14 protein-coding genes are annotated in these 15016 nt (G+C 71.3%); 8 read left to right on the top strand and 6 right to left on the bottom strand.

From position 1 onward, the window contains the following. Nucleotides 1-207 precede the first annotated feature (207 nt). The 3 genes from pcrA to sucD all read left to right on the top strand — a co-directional run bounded on the left by pcrA (nt 208) and on the right by sucD (nt 5071). The gene (gene pcrA / locus G6R13_RS04825; RefSeq protein ID WP_061873223.1) at nt 208-2769 is read left to right on the top strand and encodes a DNA helicase PcrA; all 2562 of its coding nucleotides are present in this window, start codon (nt 208-210) and stop codon (nt 2767-2769) included. Nucleotides 2770-2953: 184 nt separating this feature from the next. Beyond that, on the top strand, nt 2954-4123 hold the full coding sequence (gene sucC / locus G6R13_RS04820; RefSeq protein ID WP_041103060.1) for an ADP-forming succinate--CoA ligase subunit beta: 1170 nt from the start codon (nt 2954-2956) through the stop codon (nt 4121-4123). Between the two features lie 27 nt (nt 4124-4150). Further along, nucleotides 4151-5071: a succinate--CoA ligase subunit alpha gene (gene sucD / locus G6R13_RS04815; RefSeq protein WP_061867723.1), complete on the top strand. Its 921-nt coding sequence runs from the start codon at nt 4151-4153 to the stop codon at nt 5069-5071. Between the two features lie 118 nt (nt 5072-5189). Here the strand turns inward: sucD and G6R13_RS04810 are convergent, their stop codons facing one another. Genes G6R13_RS04810 through G6R13_RS04800 form a run of 3 tightly spaced genes read right to left on the bottom strand, consistent with a single transcriptional unit; the run spans nt 5190 to nt 7193 of the window. Then, nucleotides 5190-5825: a response regulator transcription factor gene (locus tag G6R13_RS04810; RefSeq protein WP_060973826.1), complete on the bottom strand. Its 636-nt coding sequence runs from the start codon at nt 5823-5825 to the stop codon at nt 5190-5192. Further along, nucleotides 5795-6904, bottom strand: coding sequence for a histidine kinase (locus G6R13_RS04805; RefSeq protein WP_060973827.1), 1110 nt, complete (start codon nt 6902-6904; stop codon nt 5795-5797). Before G6R13_RS04805 ends, G6R13_RS04810 begins: the two co-directional genes overlap by 31 nt. A gap of 40 nt (nt 6905-6944) precedes the next feature. Then, nucleotides 6945-7193 (bottom strand): hypothetical protein, encoded by a 249-nt coding sequence (locus tag G6R13_RS04800; protein ID WP_163721138.1) that lies wholly within the window; start codon nt 7191-7193, stop codon nt 6945-6947. Between the two features lie 211 nt (nt 7194-7404). Between G6R13_RS04800 and G6R13_RS04795 the strand changes: the two genes are divergently transcribed. Then, entirely contained in the window at nt 7405-8325 is a 921-nt protein-coding gene (locus tag G6R13_RS04795; RefSeq protein WP_063190198.1) for an ATP-binding cassette domain-containing protein, read from the top strand. Nucleotides 8326-8371: 46 nt separating this feature from the next. Then, nucleotides 8372-9079 (top strand): ABC transporter permease, encoded by a 708-nt coding sequence (locus G6R13_RS04790; RefSeq protein WP_163721136.1) that lies wholly within the window; start codon nt 8372-8374, stop codon nt 9077-9079. Between the two features lie 179 nt (nt 9080-9258). Here G6R13_RS04790 and G6R13_RS04785 read toward each other — a convergent pair whose 3' ends face one another. Beyond that, on the bottom strand, nt 9259-10389 hold the full coding sequence (locus G6R13_RS04785) for a VIT1/CCC1 transporter family protein (RefSeq protein ID WP_063190199.1): 1131 nt from the start codon (nt 10387-10389) through the stop codon (nt 9259-9261). Nucleotides 10390-10494: 105 nt separating this feature from the next. On the opposite strand from G6R13_RS04785, the gene G6R13_RS04780 reads away from it, so the two are divergent. Together G6R13_RS04780 and G6R13_RS04775 are read left to right on the top strand one after the other, a co-directional pair. Beyond that, nucleotides 10495-10914, top strand: coding sequence for a DUF202 domain-containing protein (locus G6R13_RS04780; RefSeq protein WP_049147149.1), 420 nt, complete (start codon nt 10495-10497; stop codon nt 10912-10914). Between the two features lie 4 nt (nt 10915-10918). Continuing rightward, nucleotides 10919-11242, top strand: a complete 324-nt coding sequence (locus G6R13_RS04775; protein ID WP_129043073.1) for a DUF202 domain-containing protein — start codon at nt 10919-10921, stop codon at nt 11240-11242. A 75-nt stretch (nt 11243-11317) separates the two neighbouring features. On the opposite strand, the gene G6R13_RS04770 is transcribed toward G6R13_RS04775, so the two are convergent. Continuing rightward, complete coding sequence (locus G6R13_RS04770; RefSeq protein ID WP_163721134.1) at nt 11318-12511, bottom strand: alcohol dehydrogenase catalytic domain-containing protein; 1194 nt, start codon at nt 12509-12511, stop codon at nt 11318-11320. A 219-nt stretch (nt 12512-12730) separates the two neighbouring features. Then, nucleotides 12731-14227, bottom strand: coding sequence for a sodium:solute symporter (locus G6R13_RS04765; RefSeq protein ID WP_163721132.1), 1497 nt, complete (start codon nt 14225-14227; stop codon nt 12731-12733). Between the two features lie 184 nt (nt 14228-14411). Here G6R13_RS04765 and G6R13_RS04760 point away from each other — a divergent pair, with 184 nt between their 5' ends. Further along, entirely contained in the window at nt 14412-14981 is a 570-nt protein-coding gene (locus tag G6R13_RS04760) for an XRE family transcriptional regulator (RefSeq protein ID WP_036339896.1), read from the top strand. Nucleotides 14982-15016 lie beyond the last annotated feature (35 nt).

Below are 15016 nucleotides of genomic sequence, written 5' to 3'. Positions count from 1 at the left end.
CTCCGCGGTCCATCCTCCCAGACCGGCCGAGCCGGTCCGGTCCCGCGCCGCCCAGCTCACTTTCGAACGTGAAATCGGGGTCATGGGGACTTTCGAACGCGAGATAGGCCCCACATCACGTTCGAGAGTGCGGGTGGGGTGGGGGCGGGGGGCGACGACGGCGGCGCCCGCTGTCGCGTCCGGGGCCACGCCTAGACTGGGTCCGCCATGGCTGACCTCTTCTCCGCGCTCGGACGCACGCCCCTGAACCTCGACCGCACCCGCCGCCCGGCGGACCCGGAGACCGCCCTGCCCGGGCTCGTGCCCCCGGCCGTCACGCGCGCGGCCGCGGACCCCGAGGCCTGGGGCGAGGACGTCCGGCCGGCCGCGCCGACGCACACTCCCGAGTCGCTCGTGGCGGGGCTCAACCCGCAGCAGGCAGCCGCGGTGACCCACACGGGGGCGCCGCTGCTGATCGTGGCGGGCGCCGGCTCGGGCAAGACCCGGGTGCTGACCCACCGCATCGCGTGGCTGCTCGCCACCGGACGGGCGCGGCCGCACGAGATCCTCGCCATCACCTTCACGAACAAGGCCGCCGCGGAGATGCGCGAGCGCGTGGCCGGTCTGATCGGTCCCACCGCCCAGCGGATGTGGATCTCCACGTTCCATTCCTCCGCCGTGCGGCTGCTGCGCAACGAGGCCGCCAACATCGGGCTGAAGTCCACGTTCACCATCTACGACTCGGCGGACAGCCTGCGCCTGGTCACCACCGTCGCCAAGCAGCACGAGCTGGACCCGAAGCGCTTCGCGCCCAAGGCCCTGCTGAACCGCATCAGCTCCCTGAAGAACGAGCTCGTGGAGGCGGACGACTACGCCGCCACCGTGGCCGAGGGGGACCCGTGGGGCCGCGCCGTCGCCGCCGTCTACCGGGACTACACGGCCCGCCTGCGCCAGGCCAACGCCCTGGACTTCGACGACCTGATCGGCATGACGGTCCACATGTTCGAGGCGTTCCCGCGCGTGCTGGACAACTACCGCCGCCGGTTCCGCCACGTCCTCGTGGACGAGTACCAGGACACCAACCACGCACAGTACCGCCTGATCCGGCTCCTCGCCGGCCCGGCGGGCGACCCCGAGGGCGTGGAGACCCCCGGCGGCGAGCTGACCGTCGTCGGCGACTCGGACCAGTCCATCTACGCGTTCCGCGGCGCGGACATCCGCAACATCGTCGAGTTCGAGCAGGACTTCACGGACGCCGTCACCATCAAGCTCGAGCAGAACTACCGCTCCACGCAGACCATCCTGGACGCCGCCAACGCGGTGATCGAGCGCAACCCGGACCGCCGTCCCAAGCGCCTGTGGACGGCCGAGGGGGAGGGCCCCGCGATCGTCGGCTACGCCGCGGAGAACGAGTCCGCCGAGGCGGAGTGGATCGCCACCACCATCGACCGGCTGCAGGACGAGGACGGGATCCGCCCGGCCGACGTCGCCGTGTTCTACCGGACCAACGCGCAGTCCCGTGCGCTCGAGGAGCGGCTGGTGACGCGCGGCATCCCGTACCGGGTCATCGGCGGCACGCGCTTCTACGACCGCAAGGAGATCAAGGACGCGCTCGCCTACCTGCGGGTGATCGTCAACCCCGACGACGACGTCAACGTGCGCCGCATCCTCAACGAGCCCAAGCGGGGCATCGGGGACCGGGCCGAGGGCGCCATCGCCGCGTGGGCCGAGCGCAACCGCTCCACGTTCTCCGCGGCCCTGCGCGACGCCGAGAACGCCCCCGGCATGGCCGCGCGCTCGCTCAAGGCCGTCCGCGGCTTCGTGCAGATGATGGACGACCTCGGCCAGGTCGCCGAGTCCGCCGGCCCGGCCACCGTCCTGGAGGCCGTCCTCGAGCAGTCCGGGATGCTGGCCGCCCTCCGCGAGTCCGAGGACCTGCAGGACGAGTCCCGCGCGGACAACCTCGGCGAGCTCGTCGCCGTCGTCCGCTCCTTCGAGACGACGCACCCGGACGGCACCCTGTCCGACTTCCTCGAGCAGGTGGCGCTCGTGGCGGACGCGGACCAGCTGCCCACGGCCCCGGACGTGGAGGGCGAGGCGCTCGCCGAGCAGCAGGGCCAGGTCACGCTCATGACGCTGCACACCGCCAAGGGCCTCGAGTTCCCCGTGGTGTTCCTGACGGGCATGGAGCACGGGGTGTTCCCGCACGCCCGCTCGATGACGGACGAGAAGGAGCTCGCGGAGGAGCGCCGTCTGGCCTACGTGGGCCTGACGCGCGCCCGCCGTCGCCTGTTCCTGACGCGCGCCGAGGCACGCTCGCTGTGGGGCCAGCACCAGTTCAACCCGCCCAGCCAGTTCCTCGGGGAGATCCCGGAGGCGCTCATCGACTGGGAGCGGGAGGGCACCACGCGCTCGGCCGGGTCGTTGAGCCTGACCGGCGCCGGCACCTCGCGCTACGCGGGGCGGTTCGGCGGCGGGCGACCGGCCTGGCGGTCCCGGGACGACGACGGCGCGCGGCCCCAGCGCCTCACCCGCGGGGACGAGCCGGCGGACCTCACGGTGCCCTCCGGTGTGGTGCGCGGGAAGGCGCCGAGCCGGGTGCAGCCGCAGAAGGAGATCGTGGCGCTCAGCCCGGGCGACCGCGTCTCCCACGCGACCTTCGGCGAGGGGCGTGTGGACGCCGTCGCGGGCGCGGGGGACAAGACCGTCGCGACCGTCACCTTCGACGCCACCGGGGCGCAGAAGCGGCTGCTGCTGCGCTACGCCCCGCTGACGAAGGTCGAGGGCTGACGGGACCGGCCCGCCGACTCCCCGGTCTCTCCGGGGTGTGGACTAGAGTGAGCCGTGGAACGCCGCCGTCCGCCGCCCTGCTGTGCCCCCGTGCCCGGCCCGGCCACGGAGGGGGCGTCGACGTCGGCCGCGCCCGCGGGCGAGGCCGGCAGACCCTGTCTTCGACCAAGAAGGACACACCACCGTGGACCTGTATGAGTACCAGGCGCGCGATCTGTTCGAGGCGCACGGCGTCCCCGTGCTGGCCGGCATCGTTGCGCAGACCCCGGACGAGGCCAAGGCGGCCGCGGAGAAGATCGGCGGCGTCACCGTCGTCAAGGCGCAGGTGAAGGTCGGCGGCCGCGGCAAGGCCGGCGGCGTGAAGGTCGCCAAGACGGCCGACGAGGCCTACGAGCACGCCAAGGCCATCCTGGGGATGGACATCAAGGGCCACACCGTGCACCGGGTCATGATCGCCCAGGGCGCCGACATCGCCGAGGAGTACTACTTCTCCGTGCTGCTGGACCGCGCCAACCGCACCTACCTGGCCATGTGCTCGGTCGAGGGCGGCATGGAGATCGAGCAGCTGGCCGAGGAGCGCCCCGAGGCCCTCGCCAAGGTGCCCGTCTCCGCGCTGACCGGCATCGACGCCGAGACCGCCCAGAAGATCGTCGCCGAGGCGGGCTTCCCCGAGGAGCTGCGCGCCGACGTCGCCGAGGTCATCCAGAAGCTCTGGGAGGTCTTCGAGAAGGAGGACGCCACCCTCGTCGAGGTGAACCCGCTGGTGAAGACCGGCGACGGCACGATCCTCGCCCTGGACGGCAAGGTCTCCCTCGACGACAACGCGGCGTTCCGCCACGAGGGCCACGCCGCCCTCGTCGACGAGCGCACCGAGGACCCGCTGGAGGCCAAGGCCAAGGCCAACGGCCTCAACTACGTGAAGCTGGACGGCCAGGTCGGCGTGATCGGCAACGGCGCCGGCCTCGTGATGTCCACCCTCGACGTCGTCGCGTACGCCGGCGAGAAGCACGGCGGCGTGAAGCCGGCCAACTTCCTGGACATCGGCGGCGGCGCCAACGCCGAGGTCATGGCCAACGGCCTCGACGTCATCCTGGGCGACGAGCAGGTCAAGTCCGTGTTCGTGAACGTCTTCGGCGGCATCACCGCGTGCGACGCCGTCGCGAACGGCATCGTCAAGGCCCTCGAGATCCTGGGTGACACCGCCACCAAGCCGCTGGTCGTGCGCCTGGACGGCAATGCCGTGGAGGAGGGCCGCCGCATCCTGCAGGAGGCGAACCACCCGCTCGTCACCCTGGCCGCCACCATGGACGAGGGCGCCGACAAGGCCGCCGAGCTCGCCCACTCCGCGAACTGACCGTTCGGAAAGACTGAGGAAACAGCTATGTCGATCTACCTGAACAAGGACTCCAAGGTCATCGTCCAGGGCATCACCGGCGGCGAGGGCACCAAGCACACCCGCCTCATGCTCAAGGCCGGCACGAACATCGTGGGCGGCGTGAACGCCCGCAAGGCCGGCACCACCGTGTCCCACGAGGACAAGGACGGCAACGCCGTCGAGCTGCCCGTCTTCGGCACCGTCAAGGAGGCCATGGAGAAGACCGGCGCGGACGTGTCCGTGGCCTTCGTGCCGCCGGCCTTCGCCAAGGACGCCGCGATCGAGGCCATCGAGGCCGAGATCCCGCTGCTCGTGGTCATCACGGAGGGCATCCCGGTGCAGGACTCCGCCGAGTTCTTCGCCCTGTCGCAGTCGAAGACCGGCGAGGACGGGAAGCCGAAGACCCGCATCATCGGCCCGAACTGCCCCGGCATCATCACCCCGGGCGAGGCCCTGGCCGGCATCACCCCGGCCACCATCACCGGCTCCGGCCCCATCGGCCTCGTGTCCAAGTCCGGCACGCTGACCTACCAGATGATGTACGAGCTGCGTGACTTCGGCTTCTCCACCGCCATCGGCATCGGCGGCGACCCGGTCATAGGCACTACCCACATCGACGCCCTCGAGGCGTTCGAGGCCGACCCGGACACCCAGGCCATCGTGATGATCGGTGAGATCGGCGGCGACGCCGAGGAGCGTGCGGCCGAGTTCATCAAGGCCAACGTCACCAAGCCGGTCGTCGGCTACGTGGCCGGCTTCACCGCCCCGGAGGGCAAGACCATGGGCCACGCCGGCGCCATCGTCTCCGGCTCCGCCGGCACCGCGCAGGCCAAGAAGGAGGCCCTCGAGGCCGCGGGCGTGAAGGTCGGCAAGACCCCGTCCGAGACCGCCCAGCTCATGCGGGAGATCCTGCAGGCCCAGGCCTGATCCCGACCCTCGGCCGCCGGGCCTGACGGCACGGCGACCACAGCGAACGGCCCCTCACCCGCCAGGGTGAGGGGCCGTCGTCGTGGTGAGGTCCTGTGAGATGACGGGAGACGCGGAGTCAGAGCCACTCGTGGCGGCGGGCGAACCGCGCCGCGTCATGGCGCGTGGACGTCTGGGTCTTCTGCATGGCGCTGGAGAGGTAGTTGCGGACCGTGCCCTCCGCGAGGTGCAGCTGCTGCGCGATCCTGGCCACGGAGTACCCCTCGCCCGTGGCACGCAGGGCGTCGAGCTCCCGGTCGGTGAGGGGACAGTCGTCCGAGATCGCCCGGGCCGTGGTGTCCGGATCGATCCATCGTTGCCCGCTGTTCACCCTGCGGATCACATCGGCGATTTCCCCCGGCTCCGCAGACTTGGTGACGAACCCGGTGACGCCAGCCTTCAGCGCCCGTCGGAGCACCCCGGGACGGGCGTGGCGGGTGAGCATCACCACCGGGAGGTCGGGGTGGGTCTCGCGGAGCGTCGCGACGGCTGCGACGCCGTCCAGACCGGGCATCTCCATGTCCGTCACCAGCATGTCGGGATCGATGCGGCGCACTGCCTCGACCGCCTCATGGCCGTCGGCGGCCACCTCCTCGACGCGGATGCCGCCCTCTATCTCCAGCAGAGTGGCCAGTGCTGTGCGCAGGAGCTTCTCGTCGTCCGCCAGGACGATCCTGATGTCATTCACACCGACTCCTCCTCGTCCGCTTCCCATCGTGCCCCGAGGGTGAACCGTCCGTCGACACAGGAGACGTCCAGGCGGCCTCCGACCCCCGCGAGGCGGGACCGGAGGTTGTCCAGCCCTCCCGTGTGGTCCTCGGCGGAGACACCGGCCGCACCGTCATTGGAGATCACCACGTGCCCGGGGGCAAGGCTGATCTCGACCCTGCGGGCGTCGGAGTGACGCAGGATGTTGGTGGTCCCCTCCCTGATCACGACGCCGGCCACATGCTCGAACTCTTCGCCTCGCGGGCCGCCGTCGTCGTCGGTGGTGACGGTGATGCCTGTGGCCTCGAGCAGCGCGACGGAGTTCGCGAGCTCACCGCGCAGGGTCAAGGTGTGCCCGTCCTGTGCCAGCGCCTTGGTCTCGGCCATGGTCTGGCGCAGGGTCTGCTGAGCCTCATCGAGTTCCCGCTGGGCCGCGTCGGTGTCCGTGGAAAGCATCCGCTGGGCGACGGCGATCTTGAGCTTCACCACGTGCAGCGCATGGCCTTGGATGTCATGGAGGTCCTGGGAGAAGCGCAGCCGCTCGGCATCGAGAGAGGCTGCCCGCTCCTGCTCCGCACGCTGGTCCTGCAGGCGCATGAGGTCGAAGGAGATTCGGGAAACGGGGATGGTCACGCACGCGACGCCCGTCAGCAGGGCGCCCATGCCGACATAGACCCACAAGGCCTGGGGATCGGTGACGAACACGAGAGCGCCGGCCGCCGACCCGACAGTGAGCACCAGCAGGGTCACGACGGCCCTGGCGTGTCGGCTCCACATGACCTCGAGCGCACCGGCGAGGGCGAAGGCCAGGGCGCCCAGGGGAGTCAGATCCCAGAGGGCGCTGAGCGCCCAGGTGAGAGTGCCCAGGGCGAGCACTGCCCAACGCGTCGGAGCAGCCACCTCCCGGTGCCACTGGGACAGCAGCCAGAGGCCGGCGATGAGGCCGGGTGCCAGGACGAGAGGGGGCCACGGCTCCACAGCGGACGTCAGGAGGGCGACGATGGCGGCAACACCGAAGACTGCGAGCAGGACGAAGCTCGTCCTGCTGCGCAGCCTTCGCGTCTCCGACGTGTGCTCGGAGGTCATGGGCACTCCATGTTCAGTCAGCGCGTGGATCGGGTGCCCCTCAGGAGGTCACCTGCGTCTCTCGCTCGACGGCCTTGTGGCTGGCCGAGAACCCCACAGCGGTCGCGACGACGGCGACCACCATGCCGACGATCAGCCAGGTGGCGTCGGCGGTGTTCCGTGCGGGGACCCAGGAGGTGATCTCAGAGGGCAGGATCTCGGGGATGGGCAGGTAGTGCAGCGTCAACATGACGCCGAACGCGGTGGCACAGAGAAACAGGATGAATGCGATGGTCCGGATGGTCTTCATGGGAGCCTCCCGTGTCCAGGTCGATGGTTGGTTCTCTTCGGTGGTCCCGATCCGCCGCGGGTGCCGCGGGATCGGAACGACATCCACCCTTCCGTCACCGGCCCGCCCCGCACCAGTGACATAGCGTCATGCTTGCGCACCAAGTCTGTCATGCCGCGCAGTGACGTGACCTCACTGTCGGGGGCGGATCCCGGTTGGTTGTGTGGGGGACATGCAAAACACGACGCTTCTCCCGGCCCCCATCGCCGTCGACTCCTGCACGCAGACGATCGTCGAGATCCACGACCTCAGGGTCGACTACGGGGACTTCACTGCCGTCGACGGGATCGATCTCGAGATCCGACGTGGGGAGTTCTTCGGCCTGCTCGGCACCAACGGTGCCGGGAAGACCACCACCATCGAGGTCATGGAGGGTCACCGGGCCCCGACCGCCGGCTCCGTGCGGGTCCTCGGGCAGGACCCGAGCGACCGCACCCTGCGTCGTCGGGTGGGGATCATGCTCCAGGAGAGCGGGTTCGCCCCGGACCTGACCGTACGCGAGACCCTCGCGCTGATCGGTCGTCTGACGCGGCGGGACGACGACGTCGACCGTGTCCTGGACCTCGTGGACCTCCGCCGGCGTCGGGACACCCGGACCGGGCAGCTCTCTGGCGGCGAGAAGCGCCGCCTCGACTTCGCCACGGCGATCTTCGGCTCACCGGAGCTGATCTTCCTTGACGAGCCCACCACGGGGTTGGACATCGAGGCACGCGACGCACTCTGGCACGTCGTGGACCGGCTGCGTGACGAGGGCGCGACGATCCTGCTCACCACGCACTACCTCGAGGAGGCCCAGGAGCGGGCCGACCGCATCGCGCTCATGCACAGCGGCCGCATCCATCGGCAGGGGACAGTCGCCGAGCTCACCTCGGCCTTCCCCTCGACCATCAGCTTCCGGCTGAGTGGTGAGCCCACCGTCCCGTTCGAGGACGCGACGATCGCACCCGGCGGCGCGGTCACCATCCCCACCACGAACCTCCAGGAGGACCTGTACCGCCTCCTGGTGTGGTCCCGCTCCCGCGATGTGGAGCTCGAGGGCCTGAACGTCGGAGCCGAGGGGCTCGAATCCCTCTTCCGCGCCCTTAACGCCTGATCACACGTCCTCACGACCGACTCGACCACCACAAGAGGAGCCCGCAATGTTCGCCATCGCCCGCAGCGAGATGACACAGCTCGTCCGCAACCGCCTCGTCGCAGCCTCGTCGTTGTTCATCCCCCTCGCCTTCAGCGCGGTCCTGATCTTCAACCGCGAGAACTTCGGGGGCACCCCGGTGACGGCCGCTCTGATCCTGGTCACCGTGACCGCCATGGGCACCTACATCACGGCGACGACCACCCTGGCCTCCCGCCGCCAGAACCTGTTCCTCAAGCGGCTGCGCTCCACGTCGGCGAAGGACGCCTCCATCCTGAGCGGTCTCGTGCTGCCGATTGCGCTGGTGAACCTGGTGCAGGCCGGGGTCATCGTCGCGATCCTGTCGGTCGTCGGCACCCCTCCGGTGGGGGTCGTGGCCGTCGTGGCCGCCGTCGTCGTCCTGGAGTTGATGTTCGTGGGCGCGGCCATCGCGACGGCGGGTCTCACCAACTCCCCGGACCACGCGCAGGTGACCACGCTGCCCCTGTTCGTCGTCGCCCTCGGCGCCTCCATGTGCGTCGGTCTGACCGGCACGGAGGAGCTTGCCGGAGTCAAACGCCTGCTCCCCGGCGGTGCGGTGACCGAGCTGATCATCGAGGGATGGAGCGGCATGGCCCTCCACGAGGCCGTCAGCCTGCTGCTGCCGAGCCTCGCCTTCGTCGTGGCGGCGTTCGCCATGGCAAAGAGCACCTTCCGGTGGGAACCGCGCACCTGAGGCCCGCATGGTCACCACCTTCCGCTCCTCATGACACAGAGCAGAGCGACACTGCGACAGCGGGCCGGCCCACCGCTGTCGGTGCACTCATCGGGGCTCTGGAGGAACTGAGCCGCCGAGAGGACGGAGAGGACCGGACCCTCTTCTCCTGGCCGGGGCGCCAGACCGCCCTCCCCGCGTCAGCCCACGTTCGCGCCGAAGAGCAGGCCGAGCACGTACGTCACGGCGGCGGCGCCGTAGCCGATCGCGAGCTGGCGCAGGCCCCGGGCCAGCGGTGAGGAGCCGGACAGCAGCCCGACCACACCGCCGGTGAAGAGCAGGGCCGCGCCCACCATCGCCGCCGCCAGGCCCAGGGCCCACGGCCCGGACATGCCGAAGATGTACGGCAGGATCGGGATGAGCGCGCCGGAGGCGAAGAACGCGAAGCTGGACAGGGAGGCGCTCCACGCCGAGCCGATCTCCGCGAAGGAGTCCGAGTGGTCCACGGGTCCCTGGGAGCCGTCGGGACGGGCGGAGAACCGCGGGTTGCAGTCGCACGTGAGATAACCGAGGCGCTCGAGCGCGCGGTGCTCGGCGTCCTCGGGCGTCATGCCGCGGGCCAGGTAGACGAGCTTGAGCTCGTTGTGGTCCAGGTCGAGGTGCTGGGCCGCCTCGAGGGTGATCTGGGTGGGGGAGGATGCCTCGAGCAGCTCCCGCTGGGACCGCACCGAGACGTACTCGCCGGCCGCCATGGACAGCGCGCCCGCCAGCAGGCCGGCCACGCCCGTGAACAGCACGACGGACGGCGCCACGCCCGTCGCGCCGATGCCCATCACGAGCGCCAGGTTGGAGACCAGCCCGTCGTTCATGCCGAAGACGGCGGCACGGAAGTTGCCTGCCAGCTGCTCGCGACCCCGGGCGGCGAGGCCGCGCACGACCTCCTCGTGGATGGCCTCGTCCGCCACCATGCCCTCGGGGGCGTCCTGGTCCTCCGCGTAGGGAGTGTCCGACTCGGCGCGCTGGGCCAGGGCCAGCACGAACACGGAGCCGAAGATCCGCGCGAGCCAGCGCAGCAGGATGCGGTGCAGGGAGGGGCGCGGCGGGTTCTCGGCGTGCCCACCCAGGAGGGCCCGCCAGTGCTGTTCGTGGCGGCGCTCGGCCTCGGCGAGGCCGAGCAGGATGTCGCGCTCCACGCCGTCCTTGCGGGCGGCGATGTCGCGGTAGATCTGACCCTCGGCGATCTCGTCGGCGAGGTAGCGGCGCCAGCGTCGGACCTGTTCGCGGGTCGGCTCGGGGCGTGCCGCAGGAGTGGCGGTGTGGGCGGGGCTCATGGGGCTCCATCGGATGGGCAGGCGGAGACGGGCGCCGCCGCCGCGGACCACGGCGGCCGGGCGCGCGCCCGACCCGCCAGTCTACGCCGTCGCTACCATGGCCGCATGGACGCAGCAGAGACCCCCGACGGCCCCGAGGCCGCCGCCCACGACGGCGGCCGGCCGGCCTGGCAGCACCGCCTCCTGGCGGGCGGGGTGGAGCCGGACCCCCGGTTCACGCTTGCCAATGAGCGCACGTTCCTGGCCTGGGTCCGGACGGCGCTGGCGCTGCTGGCCGGCGGGGTCGCGGTGGAGGCGTTCACCGGCGCCCTCTTCGCGCCGCCGGTCCGGGTGGTGCTGAGCACGGTGCTGCTCGTCCTGGCGGCGCTGCTCGCCCTGGGCGCGGGTGTGCGCTGGCTCCGGGTGGAGCGGGCGATGCGCCGCGGCCGTCCGCTGCCGCTGCCGCTGATCGTCCCGGTCCTGGCGGGGGGCGTCGTACTGGCGGTCGTGGTGCTGCTGGCCGCCGTCGTCCTGCCGCGGGGCTGAGGCGATGCGTCTGCATCACGACCCGGGGCTGCAGCCCGAGCGCACCGTGATGAGCTGGGGCCGCACGGTCCTGGCGCTGAGCGTCCTCAGCCTCACGTTCCTGAGGTGGTGGCCGGCCGTCGGCGCGTGGGCGTTCGGGCCCGCGGTGGTGGCGGCCGTCGGCGGGGCGGCGGTGCTGGCCACGCAGCGCCGGCGCTACGTGGCGCAGGCGGACGGAATCGCGCGGGAGCAGGCCCGGCCGGCCCTGGCGTCGGTGGCCTGCATGGTCGCGCTGGTGGTGGGCTTGGCGGGCCTCGGGATCACCGCCACGCTGCTGCACGCGGCATGATCCGCGGACGACGACGGCGCCCCTCACCTGCGCGGGCAGGTGAGGGGCGCCGTCGTGCCTCCGGGGGCGGACCGCTCAGCGGGCGATCATGCCGTGGGGGTCGATGACGAACTTCTCCAGGGACCCCTGGTCGAACTCCGCATAGGCCTGGGGTGCCTCGTCCAGGGTGATCACGCGCGGGTTGACCATCTCCGTCAGGTACGGCATCCGGTCCCACAGGATCGACATCATCAGCTGACGGTTGTAGCGCATGATGGGCGCCTGGCCGCCGATGATGTGGGGCGACTTGATCCAGGCCTTGCCGAAGTCCACCGGGAAGGTGCCCTCCTGCTCGGCCTTCGTCTCCGCGATCGGGTTCGGCCCGTAGATGCCGATGATGCCCGTGGCGCCGCCCGGACGGGTGATGTCCAGGACCTGGTTCACGGCGGCGATCGGCTGCATCTCATCGGACGCGGAGCCCAGGCCGTGGGCCTCGGAGCCGACGCAGTCCACCGCGCAGTCCACCATCGGCTCGCCGAGGATGTCGTTCACGGCGTCCTGCAGGTTCTCCGTGGCGGAGAGGTCGATGGTCTCGCAGCCGTGCTTGCGCACCAGTTCCAGCCGCGAGGCGTCCTGGTCGCCCACGATGATGCACGAGGCGCCCAGCAGCCGAGCGGCGGCCGCGGCGCACCGGCCCACAGGGCCGGCGCCGGCGATGTAGACGGTGGAGCCGGGCTTGGCGCCGGCCGACATGAGACCGTGGAACGCCGTGGGCAGGATGTCCGAGAGCACGGCGAGATCCAGGATCTTCTCCATCGCCTGCTCCTGGTCCGGGAAGCGCAGCAGCTGGAAGTCGGCGTACGGCACGAACAGGTACTCGGCCTGCCCGCCCTGGAAGCCGCCCAGATTGAAGCCGTAGGCGGCGCAGGCCTGGTCCGGGTTGGCGGTCTCGCAGATCTCGGTCCGGCCGGCGCGGCAGTTGCGGCAACGGCCGCAGGCCACGTTGAACGGCACGGAGACGAGGTCGCCCTCCTGCAGGAACTGGACGTCGCTGCCGACCTCCAGCACCTGGCCGGTCATCTCGTGACCCAGCACCATGCCCTCGGGGGCGGGGAAGGACCCGCGGTAGATGTGCAGGTCGCTGCCGCAGATGTTGGTCGCGACGATCTTGAGGATGACGCCGTGCGGCGCGGCGGAGCCGTCGGGCATCTCCAGCTTGGGGAAGTCCAGCTCGTCGACGCGCACGTCCTTGATGCCGTGGAATGCCACGGCGCGGTTCTTGGTGGTCATGAGAACTGTTGCCTTTCTGTCTCCAGCGAGGCCCCAGGTGGGGCGAGAGACGGGGCGAGCCCGAGGGGGAGTCCCGGTCTCAGGCTGTACGGAGACACTAGGGGCCGGGGGGAGCCCGCGGGAAGGGTCGCCCGCCGCCGCCCGCCGCACCACGTGGCCTCGGCCATCGTGCGGGCGTCGGAGGATCACAGGCCCCGGGGTCGTCGGCCAGAGGCACTCTCAGACCGCGGCGTCGACGCCGTGGCGGGAGCGCACCCGCCAGGCCTCGAGGACCGCGGGGTCGGTGGGCCGGGTCATCAGGCTGAGGAGGACGTACACGACGGCGGAGGCGGCCAGGCCGACGTAGATCGGCTCGTTCGCGAAGACGCCCTCGAAGGGCTCGGCCGCGTTCAGCTCGAGCCAGCCCATGGTGCCGAGGGTGCCCACCGTCCCGGCCACCATGGACCACAGGGCCGCCGTGCCGGTGCCGCGCTTCCACACGAGGCCGCCGACGATCGCGACGAACAGGCCGCCCACGAGGATGTCGTACGCGATGGTCAGGGCCGCCACCACGTCCGGGACGACGATCGCCAGCCCCAGCACGACGGCGCCGAGCAGCAGCACCCAGCCGCGGCTCGAGGCGAGCTCCGCCGCGGTCTCCGTGGCCGCGTCCTCGGCGACGGCGCCGTCCTCGGCGGCGGTGGCCTCGCCGCGGAGGATCGGGAGGATGTCGGTGCGCATCACGGTCGAGGCCGCGATGATCGCGCCCGAGGCGGTGGACATCATGGCCGCGACGGCGGCCGCCAGGGCCACGCCGCCGACGCCGACGGGCAGCAGGTTCTGGGCGACCCACGCGAACACGTCGTCCTGGGTGGCGATGTCCGCGGTGACCGTGCGGGCGGCCATGCCGATCACGGCGCCGGCGACGCCGTACCCGATGCAGTACAGGCCCGCGGTGGCGCCGCCGATCTGCGCCACGCGGGGGGAGCGGGCCGTGAACACGCGCTGCCAGACGTCCTGGCCGATCAGCAGGCCGAGGGTGTAGATCACGAAGTAGGTGACGATCGACTGCACGCCGATCCCGTCCCAGCTGAAGAACTCGGCGCCCAGGCGCTCCTGCATGGCGCTCCAGCCGCCGGCGTTGGCCAGGGAGAGGGGGAGCATGAGGGCGAACAGGCCGATGGTCATGATGAGGAACTGGGCCATGTCGGCCAGGGTGATGGACCACATGCCGCCGAGCACGGAGTAGGCCAGCACGATGCCGCCGCCCACCAGGACGGACAGCCAGCGGTCCCAGCCGAAGAGCACCACGAAGATCGACGCGTAGGCGCCCGTGGAGGTGGCGGCGAGCATGAGCGTGTAGGCGAGCATCACGAAGGAGGAGGCGTGCGAGGCCCCGCCGCGGCCGTACCGCAGGCGCAGCATCTGCGAGACGGTGTAGATCTTCAGGCGGGCCAGGATCGGGGCGAACGCCACCGACAGGATGAGCACGCCGACGCCGATGGCGGCCACGAGCCACGCGCCGGAGAGCCCGAACTCGTACCCCAGGCCGACGCCGCCCACGGTGGCGGCGCCGCCGAGCACGACGGCGGCCATGGTGCCGGTGAACAGCACCGGCCCGAGACGGCGGCCCGCCACGAGGTAGTCCTCCGAGCTGGCGGCGCGGGCCTTGCCCCACCAGCCGAAGGCGAGCATGCCGACCAGGTAGACGGCGACGATGGTCAGGTTGAGGGTCACGGGCGGTCCTTGGGGCGAGGGGATCCGGGGCGCCGGATGTGGGGGCGCCGCGGCGGGACAGGAGTGATCGGCGTGTTGCCGATCACACGAACCGGGTCTACGGTAAACACATGTTGCTTATCAGACAACATGTCGTCCAGGGGGACATCGGCGATGTCGCCTGGCCGACGTCGGGAGGAGCGCGATGAAGGCCCTCCCGCTCGAGACCGCGCCGGGCCAGGCGCTGATCGGCCGTCGGCTGCGTGCGCTGCGCGAGGCGCGGCGGCTCACCGTGGCCCAGCTGGCCGAGGCGGCCGGCGTCAGCAAGGGCTTCCTCTCCCGCCTCGAGCGGGACCTGACGAGCCCGTCCGTGAGCACGCTCGTGACCCTGTGCCAGGTGCTCGGCGCGAGCCCGGGCGACGTCCTGGACGCGCCCGAGGTGACGGTCGTGCGCCTCGCCGACGCCCCCGCGGTCAGCCTCGGCGGCGAGGGCATCCGCGAGCGCCTGATCACCCCGCGCGGCAGTCGTGACCTGCAGATCCTGCGCGCTGACATCGCGCCGCGCGGCCGCGGGGAGGCGGAGCTGTACACCGTGGACTGCCGCGTGGAGGCGGTGCACGTGGTCACCGGCCGCCTCGAGCTGCGGACCACCGAGGCCGTGCACCTGTTGGAGGAGGGGGACACCGTCACCTTCCCCGGCCGCGAGCCTCACTCGTGGGCCAATCCGGACGACCGCCCCGCCGTCGTGCTGTGGACCCTCGTGGGCCACGCGTGACCCCGTCCGGCGCGCCCACACCGGACAGACCAGAC

This window comes from Micrococcus sp. Alg238-R198, assembly GCF_900537135.1.
Classification (GTDB): Bacteria; Actinomycetota; Actinomycetes; order Actinomycetales; family Micrococcaceae; genus Micrococcus; species Micrococcus luteus.
The sequence above is the reverse complement of the archived record's forward strand: the minus strand, read 5'-3'. Positions and strand labels throughout refer to the sequence as shown.

Coding starts and splice junctions, on each gene's coding strand:
- pcrA (WP_061873223.1), top strand. CDS start 208: ATGGCTGACCTCTTCTCCGCGCTCGGACGCACGCCCCTGAACCTCGAC.
- sucD (WP_061867723.1), top strand. CDS start 4,151: ATGTCGATCTACCTGAACAAGGACTCCAAGGTCATCGTCCAGGGCATC.
- G6R13_RS04810 (WP_060973826.1), bottom strand. CDS start 5,825: ATGGGAAGCGGACGAGGAGGAGTCGGTGTGAATGACATCAGGATCGTC.
- G6R13_RS04805 (WP_060973827.1), bottom strand. CDS start 6,904: ATGACCTCCGAGCACACGTCGGAGACGCGAAGGCTGCGCAGCAGGACG.
- G6R13_RS04800 (WP_163721138.1), bottom strand. CDS start 7,193: ATGAAGACCATCCGGACCATCGCATTCATCCTGTTTCTCTGTGCCACC.
- G6R13_RS04795 (WP_063190198.1), top strand. CDS start 7,405: ATGCAAAACACGACGCTTCTCCCGGCCCCCATCGCCGTCGACTCCTGC.
- G6R13_RS04790 (WP_163721136.1), top strand. CDS start 8,372: ATGTTCGCCATCGCCCGCAGCGAGATGACACAGCTCGTCCGCAACCGC.
- G6R13_RS04785 (WP_063190199.1), bottom strand. CDS start 10,389: ATGAGCCCCGCCCACACCGCCACTCCTGCGGCACGCCCCGAGCCGACC.
- G6R13_RS04780 (WP_049147149.1), top strand. CDS start 10,495: ATGGACGCAGCAGAGACCCCCGACGGCCCCGAGGCCGCCGCCCACGAC.
- G6R13_RS04775 (WP_129043073.1), top strand. CDS start 10,919: ATGCGTCTGCATCACGACCCGGGGCTGCAGCCCGAGCGCACCGTGATG.
- G6R13_RS04770 (WP_163721134.1), bottom strand. CDS start 12,511: ATGACCACCAAGAACCGCGCCGTGGCATTCCACGGCATCAAGGACGTG.
- G6R13_RS04760 (WP_036339896.1), top strand. CDS start 14,412: ATGAAGGCCCTCCCGCTCGAGACCGCGCCGGGCCAGGCGCTGATCGGC.